We start from the raw sequence: 12,373 nt of genomic DNA, 5'->3' as shown, positions 1-12,373 counted from the left end.
GCGCTGCGGAGCTTCGAGTCACAGAGCGGCAGCAAAGTGACCCTGAAGGTTCCCGCCGAGACGGTGGCCGGCTTCCGCACCAAGGGCATTAGCGGCATGATGTCCGCCGAGCAGGCTCTGCGTGCGTTACTGGGAGAGACCGGCCTGGGCGTGAAGGTGGTGGGCGACTCCACCTTTGAGATCGGCGTGCAGAATTCCGAGCAGGTGGATGTAACCACGCAGTCGACGACCGTCGCGCTGACGCAGTTCACTCAGCCATTGCTGGATACCGCGCAAACCGTCAACGTGATTCCGCAGTACATCATGCAGGAGCAGCAGGTCACCACGTTGCGTGACACGCTGCGTAACTCGCCGGGTATCTCGATCGCAGCCGGAGAGGCTGGAGCACAGGGCGACAACCTGACGATCCGCGGCTTCTCCGCGCGTAACGACATGTTCCTCGACGGCATTCGCGACTTCGGGAGCTACTACCGCGATGCCTTCGACTACGATCAGGTGGCGGTGCTGCAGGGACCGGCAAGCGTGCAGTTCGGCCGTGGATCGACCGGTGGCGTCATCAACCAGGAGACAAAGCAGCCGCAGGCGGATCAGTTTGCCCGTGGATCACTACAGCTCGGTACGAACCTCATGCGCCGTGTTGCGGGCGATATCAATGTGCCTTTGAATGACACCCTTAACGGCGCGGCCTTCCGTATGAATGTGGTTGGAACGCAGAGCAAGGTCGCGCAGCGCGATTATGCGGAGACACGTCGTTTCGGCATTGCTCCATCGCTTATCTTCGGTCTGAATTCGCCGACGCGCTTCAGCCTTAATTATCTGCACGAAGCCGAAAACTCCACTCCGGATTACGGCCTGCCTTACTTCGGACCGCGTGTGGCGCAGGTGAATCGCAAGAACTACTACGGCTTCGCCAATGACAACTTCCTGCGGACGAATCCCGATGTCGTCACTGCGAAGGTGGAACATGACATCGGCACGCGGGCAACGCTGCGCAACATTACCCGCTGGGGCAACTACCCACGCAATGTGGTGATCACCGAGCCTCAGATCCTGACGGCGGGAACGCTGACTGCGATCAAAGACTCCACAGGGAAGATTACCGGGTATAACGCAACCTGCGCTCCGATTTCCATGGCGGGCGGACGACAAGCCGACTTATCGTGCTGCTGTGGTGGCGAAGCCCCGTCCGAACGGCAGCGTGTATTTCGATTGGGGTACAAGCTTCAATCCTTCCGCAGAAAGCCTGAGCCTCAGCGCCAATAACGCAACGCAGGCGCCGCAGGAGAATGAGACCTACGAAGCCGGTGCGAAGTGGGCCTTCATGCGCGATCGCCTCAACGTCAACGGAGCTTACTTCCGCACGACGAAGTCGAATGTATATGAGACAGATCCGTTCGACACCACCCAGGTGCGTAATGTCGGAAACCAGCGTATCCAGGGTGTGCAGTTCGGCGTGCTGGGACATCTGCCACAGCATTTCGACATCCTCGCGGGTTATGCCTACCTGTCCGGACGTGTCACAGCTACGGCACTGAATGCGTCACCGTTTGCAACCCAGGCCGCGGCGATTGCCGCGCAGGGAGATGCAGCGAGTCTCGCGTTGTCGCGTTCGGCGCCTTTCTATATCAATCCGGTAGGTATGCCATTCGCCAACGTCCCGAAGAACACCGGCAACCTGTGGGTGACGCACGATATCGGATGGGGCTTCGTCGGCGGCTTTGGCACCAACTACACAGCAGCACGCCGCGCCAGCACTGGCGCCCTGATTGCGGTCTATGACACGACCGCGGCCACCAACGTGAATAACGTTCGTCTGGATTACAAAGGCATTCCTGATTACTGGATCTTCTCGGCGATGATACGCAAGCCGCTCAGCGATCGCCTCGATTTCCAGGCAAATCTCAACAACCTTGGCAACAAGTTCTATATCGATCAGCCCCATCCGAATCACCTGATTCCAGGAGAAGGCTTCAACGCGCAGTTTGGTTTCAACGCGCGCTTCTAACCCGGAGTGCAGGGCTCGCGGATGCCGGGTCCTGCGCTTATTCAGCAAGGAGTAACACAAACCGATGTTAGTTACGATTCCTGATGTTCTTACCCCGGAGCAGGTACGTCAGATGCGCTCCATTCTTGATGCCGCCGATTGGTCGGATGGAAAAGCAACCGCCGGCTATCAGGCCCAGACGGTAAAGGACAATCAGCAGCTCACGGAGACGCACCCCGTTGCACAGCAGCTAGGGGAGATCGTTCTCAACGCGTTGGGTTCCAATCCGCTGTTTCTTYCAGCAGCCCTGCCGCTGAGAGTCTTTCCACCGATGTTCAACCGGTATGCGGGCGGCGGTCATTTCGGCACGCATGTCGATACGGCTGTGCGTCCGATTGGAAATACGGGATTCCGTATTCGTACCGATCTCTCGTGCACGCTCTTTCTTACTGAGCCCTCAGAGTATGACGGAGGCGAGCTCAGAATCGAAGATGTGTATGGCGTGCAGAGCGTGAAGCTGCCTGCAGGCTCGATGATCCTGTATCCGTCGACGAGTCTGCATCATGTCACACCGGTGACTCGTGGAGCTCGTGTTAGCTCGTTCTTCTGGCTGCAGAGTATGGTGCGCCAGGATGGGCAACGTACGTTGCTCTTCGATCTCGATACCTCAATCCAGAGACTGGCTGTTGATCATCCTGAGCACCCTTCAACGGTGCAATTGACGGGCGTGTATCACAACCTGCTGCGGCAGTGGGCTGAGCTGTAGGAAGTGTTCAGGATGGGCGCGCCTGCCTTGCCTCGGAACATCGCAGGTGCGCCCCGAAGGGTCCGAAGCAAAACACACACGGTGCTTCGGGCAACACGCAGGTGGAGCTGGTCGCCCTCACGACCAGGCTCCATCTGCCGTGGCACGCCCTAGTTTGGCATCACAACCGTGTCGATGACGTGGATCACACCGTTCTTCTGAAAGACGTCTGCTGTGGTCACCGTGGCCATGCCTCCCTTTTCATCGGTCAGCATCACCTTGCCATTGTTCATCCATGCGGTCAGGGTTTCTCCTTGAACGGTCTTCATGGAATACTTCCCGCCGTTCTTCTTGATCCATGCGGTCAGTTCTTTCGCAGTGATCTTTCCAGGGACGACGTGATAGGTCAGGATCTTGACCAACATGTCTTTGTTCTCGGGCTTCACAAGATTTTCCACTGTGCCGGCAGGAAGTTTGGCGAAGGCATCATCTGTAGGAGCGAAGACAGTGAAGGGCCCAGCGCTGTTGAGTGTGTCGACCAGTCCCGCGGCTTTGACCGCGGCGACCAGCGTCTTGTGAATCGGAGAGTTGACCGCGTTCTCGACGATGGTCTTTGCGGGATACATCGCAGCTCCACCGACATCGGGATTCTTCATCTGCCCCTGCGTGGAGAGTGTGAGTCCGGCGAGCACCGTGGCAAAACAAGCTGTCAGAAATGTCTTCATGGGGTGTCCTTTCCTCGAACGGCCTTGATGGCGTGTTCATGCAAAGGACGAAGGAAGAGAACGTGCCAGATTGGTGTTGCCCCTCGGTTGGCTTGCGCGGGATGAAAGGCATATTTGCGCTCTGCACAATCCAGAACTGGTTGTCGTGCGTAAAGGTTTCTCTAGAAATGGCCGATAACCGGTGCATGAGGACGCGTGCGTATTTATCGTCTGTTCTCTCGCGTGGGTTTGACAGTCCGGTAGTCTTGCCTCGAAGCTGGAAGTCAGGCCTCCTCGCGCGTATGAACGGCACGCAGTCCCATCCTGTAGCAAAACACCATGACTCTGGTCTGCTGGCCATCGRCATCCTGAAGGTGTTGGAAGCGGCACTTTCCGTAGCCGTCGGTCTGGGCGTGCTTCATCTGCTCAATAAGGATCTCAATGACGAGCTCACAAACCTGGTGCGCTATCTCCACCTGAACGAAGATGGCCGGCTGGTCTCACTCGCCTTCGACAAGATCGACCTGATCGACAATCACCGCCTGAAACAGATTGGCGCTTCCGCTTTTGCTTACGGCGCGCTGAAGCTGGTAGAGGGCGTGGGCCTGGTGCGGGAGAAGGTTTGGGCAGAGTATCTGACAGTGATTGCCAGCCTGGTCTTTCTACCCTGGGAGATCTATGAGCTGGCACGTCACCCCAACATCTGGAGGCTGGGGATCCTCATAGCGAACCTGCTCATTGTGGCCTATTTGCTATGGACTCTGTCGCGGATGCGGCGGCGGAAACAGCAGGATTGACGCGGTTCCGGTCCACTTTCGCCTAATTTTCGCTTACCACGGATTTCCTCAGCCGCGCTACCCTTCCGCACCAATCTTCTAAACACTATGGGTAGGGGTATACCCTTTGGTTACCCCCACAGCGTGAGTTTTCCACAGCCCATTCTGGAACTGCCAATGTTTTCCGCAATTTAGGGACTTGTATTAGGGCAACTTATGGGAGATTCTGTGGGTCGAAGTGGTAAGAAGTGGAACAAAAGGGTTGAAGATTGCTCAGATGGCATGATTCTAACCCCGGAACGGATGCGAACAGCAAGATTCGCACCGTAACCAACTTGGGCTCCTGATTAGTTCTTGGGTTCTTGCTGGCAGTGAGGAACGATGTTTCGCGGAAATCATCCAGCGCGTGTTGACGAAAAGGGCAGGCTCAAGCTCCCTGCCGAGTTCATGCGCCGTTGCAAGGATGTGTATGGCGACCAGTTCTACATCACCAGCAAGGACGGCAAGCGGGCTGAGATTTATCCGCTGAAGGAGTGGGAAAAGATCGAGGAGAGGCTGGCGCAGATCCCCTCCATGAACCCCCACAAGAAGAAGTTTCTGGACGTAACGAACTATTACGGCCAGATGGCGCAGATGGACGAGCAGGGACGAGTTCTGATTCCGGCCATTCTGCGGCAGGCAGCAAGTGTGAAGGGCGAGGTGGTGGTTCTGGGATCGCAGACCTACCTGGAGCTGGTGAACCACGATGCCTTCAAGGCTGAGCTTGAGAGCCAGCCACTCACGATGGACGACCAGGCTGCACTGGCTGACCTGGGTCTGTAACGGTTTGAGCTCCCAAGGGAGCCACATGGGGGATGAATGATTGCATCGCTTCATGTGCCGGTTCTTTTTGAAGAGGTTTTGAACTTCCTGAATGTGCGGCGCGGCGGAAACTACGCTGACGCAACGCTTGGACTCGCCGGGCATACGAGCGGAATCGCTCGCCGCCTGGGGCCACATGGAACGCTGCATTGTTTCGACCGCGATCCGGACGCCATGAAGTTGGCGAAGGAGCGGCTGGAGCATCTGGCGGCAGAGCTGAAGGCGACGATGCCGAAGGTCGAGTTTCATGCACGGGCTTTCAGCGAGGCGGACCAGGTGGTTGCGCCTGGAACGCTCGATGGCATCCTGGCGGACTTTGGCGTAAGCAGTCTGCAGTTGGACACACCGCACAGAGGATTCAGTTTCAGGCACGACGGTCCGCTTGATATGCGGATGAACCCCAAGGTAGGGGTGAGTGCCGAACAGGTGGTAAATCAGATCGACGAAAACGAGCTCGCCGACCTGATTTACGAATTCGGAGAGGAAAGGAGTTCGCGGAGAATCGCCAGAGCCATTGTCAGGGCCCGGCCGATTACGACGACGGGGGAGTTAGCCCGAGTGGTAGCGGCCGCGGCCCCAGCAATGAAAGGCGAGAAGATTCATCCCGCGACCAAGACCTTTCAGGCGCTCCGGATTTACGTGAATGACGAGCTGGGGGAGATCCGGTCGCTGCTTGGAAGCGCGCCATCTCTTCTGAAGCCCGGTGGCCGGCTGGCGGTGATCAGTTTTCACTCGCTGGAGGACCGGTTAGTAAAAGACGACTTTCGCGAGCGATCGCGGACAGGCGAGTACGAGGTTTTGACGAAGAAGCCGGTAACGGCGACTGAGGACGAGATGGAACGCAATCCGCGGGCACGCAGCGCCAAGCTGCGGGTAGCGGAGAAGAAGTGAGAAGGGAGCACGGCAATGGCAAGCGTGGCGCAGACAATTGATGGAATGGGACGGCGGAAGTGCCGCACCGAGTCGCCGGCCGAGCGGAATCGCCGTGTCTATGAGACGCAGCGCGCGGCACGCCGCGGACCGACACCCGAGGTTCTCTTCCACAAGTACCTCGACAACTCGCGCATCGTGAAGGCCGATGATCCGGTCCGCAAGCGTGAGATGCGTACCTTCGGTTCTGCCTGTGCGGTGTTGTTCGTGCTGGTGATGGTGTACGTTTGGCAGCACTTCAGCGCGATTGAAGCGGGTTACCGGATCGAGGCTGCCAAGCAGCAGGTTCAGCAGATGCAGGAGCAGAATCGCCAGCTCCGTCTGCAGGAGGCCCAGTTGACCGATCCTGAGCGGATCCACACGATGGCCGCGCAGCTTGGCCTGTCAGCTCCGCTCCCTGGTCAGGTGGTTCGTCCGGATGGTGTGAACGATCCGAACGCTCCGGTCGTGGCGCAGGTTGCCACGCATTAATAGTTTGTCGTTCTGTTGTTTCTCTGGATGCTGAGGTTGAAGTAGATGCATACTGTGGCGCCCCCACGTCAGACGCTAACCGCACCGATCAAGCGTGTCCGGTTCGTCTACGTGGCGGCGTTCTTTCTTTTCTGGACAATAGTCATCTCGGGCCGTCTGGTCTGGCTGCAGATCATCCGCCATTCACACTATGTAGAGAAGGCGGCGAGTCAGCAGGAACGCAGTGTGACTGTGGCTCCGCGACGTGGTCTGCTGTATGACCGCAATCTGCGTGAGCTGGCAATGACTGTCTCCGTCGATTCGATCTACGCCGTCCCCAAGGAGCTGGGCAGCAACGCTGCCGATGCCGCCAGTCTGCTGGCGCATGTGGTGCACGACGATCCGGATGATCGCTTTACCTCCGAACAGAGCATCCTGGGGCGTTTTACTGCCTCGCACAACTTTGCTTGGGTCGCGCATCGTGTGACGCCCGAGATCGCGGAGCGGGTTAAGGACCTTAACCTCAAAGGGGTCTACTTCCAGAAGGAGTTCAAGCGTTTCTACCCGAACAACGATCTGGCCTCGCAGGTGCTGGGTTATGTCGGGGCCGAGGATGTCGGTCTGGGCGGTCTGGAGCGTGAGTTTGAGGAAGATATGCACGGCACACCGGGGAAGGTGCGCACCGCGCTCGATGCCCGCCGCAAGGTGCTGGGCAGCATTGAGCAGGAGCCGCTGCCGGGCGAAAACCTGGTGCTGAGCATCGACGCCAACATTCAGCACATCGCCGAGCGAGCCCTGGACGAACAGGTGGAGAAGACCAAGGCGCTGCATGGTGTTGTTGTCGTGCAGGATCCACGCTCAGGGCAGATTCTCGCACTTGCGGTGTCACCGCGCTTCAATCCGAATGAAACGCGGCATCTCGATCCGAAGGCGCTGTCGAACCTGGCAGTGAGCGATGTTTATGAGCCTGGCTCGACCTTCAAGCTGGTGACGTATGCCTCGGCGCTCGATGGCGCCAACGTAAAGCCGGAAGACCTGGTGGACTGCCAGGGCGGTGCGATTACGATCTTTGGCCGAACGATTCACGACGACATCTCCGATCGCGGCATGGGCGTGGTTACGGTGCAGCGTGCCCTGGAGAAATCCAGCGATGTCGCGGCAGTGAAGCTCGCCATGAAGCTCGGTAATGAGCGCTTCTACAAATACATGCGCGGCTTCGGTTTCGGCGATCGCTCCGGTATCGAGCTGCCGAGCGAGACCCGCGGCCTGCTGCGCCCGGTCCGGAAGTGGGATCCGGCATCGATCGGGTCGCTGGCCATCGGTCAGGAGGTCGGCGTAACGCCGATCCAGTTGGTGACGATGGTCTCCACGATTGCCAACGGCGGCATGTATCTGCCGCCGCACATCATTCTCTCCGAGACGGAGAAGATGAAGGGCGATGCTGAGCTAAAAGCAACCCCATTCCGTCCGCAGAACGAACTTCCGAAGAATCTGCCGGATGGGTCGCACCGCGTGATCACTGAACTGACCGCTGCGAAGATGCGCAGTATGATGCAGTCCATCGTGGTGAATGGAACTGGAACACTCGCGGCATTAAACGGATATTCCAGCGGTGGCAAGACGGGAACGGCGCAGAAGATCGATGCAGCAACGCACACCTATTCCAAGACCAAGCACGTTGCCAGCTTTGCCGGCATTGCTCCCGTGAGTACGCCGGCGATCGCGGTTGCGGTAGTGATCGATACGCCTACAGCGGGGCCTTCTTACTACGGTGGCTCGGTCTCCGCGCCGGTCTTCGCCGAAGTGGCGCAGCAGGTGCTGGAGTACCTGGGCATACCGCACGATCAGCCCTTCAACCCCAAGAAGCATGCTGACGAGATAAAGCTGGCAAAGGTCGAGCACGACGATCATCCCGAGGACAGTAATGCCGATCTGAATGCGATGTTTGCCGAGGCCAATGCGCTACCGGACGACGATCCGCTGAAAGGGACAGCCAACGCCGGTCCGGCCAAACCCGAGCCTGAGCCCGCGGCGTCACAGCCGGCGAAGAGGTCTGTGCTGAATCTGCTCCCGGAGAAGGTGCTGGCAGCCTTCCGTGCCAATGGAGGAGCGAACACCATGGCCGACGCGGCGGATAACAAGCCCCTGACCGCGCCAAAGGTTGCTCCGCTGGCACAGCGTAAGGAAGATGGCGGCGTGATTGTCGACGCGACAAAGCGGGTGGCGGTGCCGGCGTTCAATGGAGCCGCGCTACGCCAGGTCGTGCAGCAGGCGAACTCGGTAGGACTACGTGTACAGCCGGTCGGCAGCGGTCTGGCGAGGGAGCAGGTGCCGTCGGCAGGTACCATGGTTCCTGTGGGCACGCAGGTGGTTGTGCGCTTCCTGCGCTAGGCGTCCCTTTAAAGACTTTCATTTTCGCAGTCAAAGACCCATATTTCTCAGTCAAAGATCCTTATTTCTAAGTCTCTCTATATGCTTTTTTCCGAAGTAGTTGCAGGTATCGAGCTCGACGAGCAGACGCATGGCTCGTGCGAGATTACGGGTGTCGAATACGACTCGCGCCGTGTGCGTGAAGGTTCGCTGTTTGTGGCGATGCGAGGCGGCACAACCGACGGCAATAAGTTCATCCGCCAGGCCATGGATAAAGGCGCAGGTGGAGTTCTTACCGATTCAAGGGAGAGCTTCACCAATGCGCTGTCGCGTTGGCCACATCTCTGCATCGGATTGATGGAGCATGGACGTCGCGCTCTGGCAACGGCAAGCGCCAACTTCTTCGGGCATCCCGAGCAGAAGTTGAAGCTTACGGCCGTTACCGGAACGAACGGAAAGACGACGACCACCTTCCTGGTAGAGGCGATGCTGCAGGCTACGGCGCGCAAGAGCATTCTTGTCGGCACGATCGAAGTGCACCTGGCAGGCGAGGTACGTGAGTCTCCTCATACCACTCCCGAAGCGCGCGATCTGTTGGCGCTGTTTGCCGAGGGCATCCAAGCGGGAGCGAGCGAGACGGTGATGGAGATGAGCTCCCACGCGCTCGATCAGGAGCGCGTGTGGGGCATGCCGGTGGATGTGGCCATCTTTACCAACTTGACGCAGGACCATCTGGACTATCACGGCACGATGGAGAAGTACTTCGCCGCCAAGCAACGCCTGTTTGCGGGCGTGGGGTCGCCGCCTCCGCGGGTTGCCGTTATTAACGCAGAGGACGAGTACGGTCATCGCCTGGAGAAGTTTGCGCTACGTGAAGGGACGGTCGTGGCCACCTACGGCATGACGAAGGGCGAGTGGCGTGCAGAAGAGGTTATATTGCGCGCCGGCGAGACGCGCTTTGTGCTGAAGTCGCCTGCGGGAGAGATTCTGTTGCGGACGAGTCTGACCGGACGTGTGAATGTCTTGAATACGCTGGCGGCGTCGGCTGCGGCGTATGCACGCGGTGTTTCGCTGGAACAGATTGCCGCGGGCGTCGCGGAGCTTCCGTTCGTTCCAGGCCGCTTCCAGACAGTCCCGAACGATCGAGACATCACGGTGGCAGTGGACTATGCACACACCGACGATGCGCTGTTGAACCTGATCAGGCTGGCTCGGGAACTCGCGGGGAAAGAGCATCGCGTGATCACACTCTTCGGCTGCGGCGGTGATCGCGATCGTACGAAACGGCCGAAGATGGGGCGTGCCGCAGGCCGGGGAAGCGACCTGGTGGTGTTGACCAGTGATAATCCACGTTCGGAAGATCCCGGCATCATCATCGAGCAGGCGCTGCGTGGTGTGGAGGAGACAGGAACGGACTGCATCGTCGAGGCTGACCGCGAGCAGGCCATTCGCCGGGCACTGGCGGCAGCGAAGCCGGGTGACATTGTGCTGCTGGCAGGCAAAGGACACGAGAAGACCCAGGTACTGGCCGACCGCACGATTCCGTTCGATGACGCCGAGGTGGCCGTACGCGTCTTGAAGGAGATGGCATGAAGCTGACGCTCGGCCAGATTGCGGATTGGATTCATGCCGAAGGCGACTTCGATGACGATGCCGTGGCCTATGGCTACTCGATCGACTCGCGCACCATCGCCGCCGGTGATCTATTTTTTGCGGTCAAGGGGGAACGGCTGGATGGTCACGACTTCGTAGAGACGGCGTTGAAGGATGGCGCTGTAGCTGCCGTGGTGAGCATGCACTGGATCGTTCCCGCGACCGTCGATGAAGGTAAGCTGCTTCGCGTGCCCGAAGGCGAGGACTGTGTGTTGGCGGCGATGCAGAAGCTCGCAACCGCTGTGCGGAGGCACTGGGGCAAACGTGTGATCGGCATTACCGGGTCAGCAGGCAAGACCACAACCAAGGAAGCTGTGGCTGCCGTTCTGGGAGCGAAGTTCACGGTATTGAAGTCTGCCGGCAATCTRAACAACAACTTCGGTGTGCCGCTGCAGGTGTTGCGCCTGGAGCCGGAGCATGAGATTGCCGTCCTTGAGATGGGCATGAATCATGCCGGTGAGATCACCCTGCTGGCGAAGATCGCTGAGCCCGACTGGGCCGTGGTGTCGAATGTCGCTCCGGTGCACCTGGAATACTTCCCGGATGGAATCGCCGGCATTGCCCGCGCCAAGTACGAGCTGGTGGAGGCCTTGCCCACCGATGGCATCGCTATTCTGAACGCCGACGACGAGTACGTCAGCACCTTCGGTAAAGGAATGGGCAGTCGCGCTGTCTTTTATGGCCTGGGCGAAACAGCGACGGTACGGGCAGAGAATGTACACGAAGCCGGTGCGGAGGGCATGACTTTCACGTTGGTCGCCGGGGGAGAGCGTGCTGAGGCAAAGCTGGCGCTTTTGGGACGCCACAATGTCTACAACGCACTTGCCGGCATCGCCGCCGGACTGCAGTGCGGCATGAGCTTGGCGGAATGCGTGGAAGGGCTAGGCGAGCTGCAGCCTTCGGACAAGCGCGGCGAGGTTTTGCACTGGCGTGGAGCGACATTGATCAACGACTGCTACAACTCCAACCCGCGGGCTCTGGACGCGATGGTGGAAGCGCTGCTGGCGGTAAAGGCGGGGCGGCATATCGTGATCGCCGGCGAGATGCTGGAGTTGGGCCCGGAAGGGCCGGCTCTGCATGAGGCCAGTGGACGGACGATGGCGCAGCTCGGGATCCGGCATGTGATTGGAGTGCGTGGTCTGGCAGAGCACCTGGTTGCCGGGGCAAGGGCAGAGAGTGCCGACGCGATCTTTGTGGCTACGCCGGAGGAGGCAGGCCAGTGGCTGCAGGCCAATCTGCGAGCCGGTGACGCTGTGCTGTTGAAGGCATCACGCGGGGTACGTCTGGAACGTGCATTGGCGGGGATACACTAGAGCAATTCTCCTAATACTGTGGTGTTGGAGAAATCTGCGAATGCCGTTTTCTTCGAAGGAAAACGGCGCAAACTGCAAACGCTTCGCTCTACACCTTTAGGAGAACTGCTCTAGGCGCACATGCTTTACTGGCTGCTCTATCAGAAGTTATTTCCATATTTCCGGCTGTTCCGGATCTTCCGTTATCTTACGTTCCGGACCGTCTTTGCCTCCCTGACCGCTCTATTGATCGGGCTGATTATCGGCCCCTATGTGATTGAGCGGCTGCGCGAGTTCCAGATCGGCCAGTACATCCGCGAAGAGGGGCCGCAGAGTCACCAGAAGAAGAAGGGCACGCCGACGATGGGAGGCGTGTTGATCTGCATCTCCATTCTGGTGCCGACACTGCTGTGGAGCGATCTGTCGAATCCGCTGGTCTGGATTACCATTCTTTCGACGTTTTTTTTTGCGGCGATCGGATTTGCGGACGACTACATCAAGGTCGTCCATAAGCGGAACCTTGGCCTGACCTCGAAGCAGAAGTTTGCGCTGCAGTTGCTGGTCAGCCTGGGAGTCGCACTGGCGCTGTGTGTGCTGCAGCATAAGGG

General features: G+C 58.8%; 11 protein-coding genes and 1 pseudogene. 11 read left to right on the top strand and 1 reads right to left on the bottom strand.

Annotated features, from left to right (window positions below; translation table 11 throughout):
* The 3 genes from AB4043_RS02745 to AB4043_RS02735 form a co-directional block, all read left to right on the top strand.
* Positions 1–1,263 (top strand): TonB-dependent receptor plug domain-containing protein (locus tag AB4043_RS02745; RefSeq protein WP_442306457.1); only part of this gene is annotated, 1,263 nt, incomplete at its 5' end.
* Positions 1,169–2,005, top strand: a complete 837-nt coding sequence (locus AB4043_RS02740) for a TonB-dependent receptor domain-containing protein (RefSeq protein ID WP_442306456.1) — start codon at positions 1,169–1,171, stop codon at positions 2,003–2,005. The genes AB4043_RS02745 and AB4043_RS02740, both read left to right, overlap by 95 nt.
* Before the next feature lie 64 nt (positions 2,006–2,069).
* Complete coding sequence (locus AB4043_RS02735) at positions 2,070–2,750, top strand: Fe2+-dependent dioxygenase (protein ID WP_442306455.1); 681 nt, start codon at positions 2,070–2,072, stop codon at positions 2,748–2,750.
* Between the two features lie 149 nt (positions 2,751–2,899).
* On the opposite strand, the gene AB4043_RS02730 is transcribed toward AB4043_RS02735, so the two are convergent.
* Positions 2,900–3,454 (bottom strand): fasciclin domain-containing protein, encoded by a 555-nt coding sequence (locus AB4043_RS02730; RefSeq protein ID WP_442300878.1) that lies wholly within the window; start codon positions 3,452–3,454, stop codon positions 2,900–2,902.
* Positions 3,455–3,735: 281 nt separating this feature from the next.
* Here AB4043_RS02730 and AB4043_RS02725 point away from each other — a divergent pair, with 281 nt between their 5' ends.
* The 8 genes and pseudogenes from AB4043_RS02725 to mraY form a co-directional block, all read left to right on the top strand.
* Positions 3,736–4,230, top strand: a complete 495-nt coding sequence (locus tag AB4043_RS02725; protein WP_442306454.1) for a DUF2127 domain-containing protein — start codon at positions 3,736–3,738, stop codon at positions 4,228–4,230.
* A gap of 360 nt (positions 4,231–4,590) precedes the next feature.
* Entirely contained in the window at positions 4,591–5,031 is a 441-nt protein-coding gene (locus AB4043_RS02720) for a division/cell wall cluster transcriptional repressor MraZ (RefSeq protein WP_147647281.1), read from the top strand.
* Positions 5,032–5,067: 36 nt separating this feature from the next.
* A complete protein-coding gene (gene rsmH, locus AB4043_RS02715; protein ID WP_442300880.1) occupies positions 5,068–5,961 on the top strand; it encodes a 16S rRNA (cytosine(1402)-N(4))-methyltransferase RsmH in 894 nt (297 codons plus the stop codon).
* Between the two features lie 15 nt (positions 5,962–5,976).
* On the top strand, positions 5,977–6,471 hold the full coding sequence (locus tag AB4043_RS02710) for a cell division protein FtsL (protein WP_442300881.1): 495 nt from the start codon (positions 5,977–5,979) through the stop codon (positions 6,469–6,471).
* 54 nt (positions 6,472–6,525) lie between these two features.
* Positions 6,526–8,841 carry a penicillin-binding transpeptidase domain-containing protein gene (locus tag AB4043_RS02705; protein WP_442306453.1) on the top strand — a complete coding sequence of 772 codons (2,316 nt, stop codon included), beginning with the start codon at positions 6,526–6,528 and terminating at the stop codon, positions 8,839–8,841.
* An 81-nt stretch (positions 8,842–8,922) separates the two neighbouring features.
* On the top strand, positions 8,923–10,413 hold the full coding sequence (locus AB4043_RS02700; RefSeq protein ID WP_442300883.1) for a UDP-N-acetylmuramoyl-L-alanyl-D-glutamate--2,6-diaminopimelate ligase: 1,491 nt from the start codon (positions 8,923–8,925) through the stop codon (positions 10,411–10,413).
* Positions 10,410–11,786, top strand: coding sequence for a UDP-N-acetylmuramoyl-tripeptide--D-alanyl-D-alanine ligase (locus AB4043_RS02695; protein ID WP_442300884.1), 1,377 nt, complete (start codon positions 10,410–10,412; stop codon positions 11,784–11,786). Before AB4043_RS02700 ends, AB4043_RS02695 begins: the two co-directional genes overlap by 4 nt.
* A gap of 120 nt (positions 11,787–11,906) precedes the next feature.
* A pseudogene (gene mraY / locus AB4043_RS02690) lies at positions 11,907–12,373 on the top strand (phospho-N-acetylmuramoyl-pentapeptide-transferase); the annotation flags it as partial.

This window comes from Terriglobus sp. YAF25, assembly GCF_052113305.1.
In the GTDB taxonomy this organism is placed as follows: Bacteria; Acidobacteriota; Terriglobia; order Terriglobales; family Acidobacteriaceae; genus Terriglobus.
Note: the sequence above shows the minus strand (reverse complement) of the source record. Positions and strands in the feature narration are given on the sequence as shown.

Bases quoted from the DNA above. Each gene is read 5' to 3' on its own strand.
- AB4043_RS02730 (WP_442300878.1), bottom strand. From the start codon at position 3,454: ATGAAGACATTTCTGACAGCTTGTTTTGCCACGGTGCTCGCCGGACTC.
- AB4043_RS02720 (WP_147647281.1), top strand. From the start codon at position 4,591: ATGTTTCGCGGAAATCATCCAGCGCGTGTTGACGAAAAGGGCAGGCTC.
- rsmH (WP_442300880.1), top strand. From the start codon at position 5,068: ATGATTGCATCGCTTCATGTGCCGGTTCTTTTTGAAGAGGTTTTGAAC.
- AB4043_RS02710 (WP_442300881.1), top strand. From the start codon at position 5,977: ATGGCAAGCGTGGCGCAGACAATTGATGGAATGGGACGGCGGAAGTGC.
- AB4043_RS02700 (WP_442300883.1), top strand. From the start codon at position 8,923: ATGCTTTTTTCCGAAGTAGTTGCAGGTATCGAGCTCGACGAGCAGACG.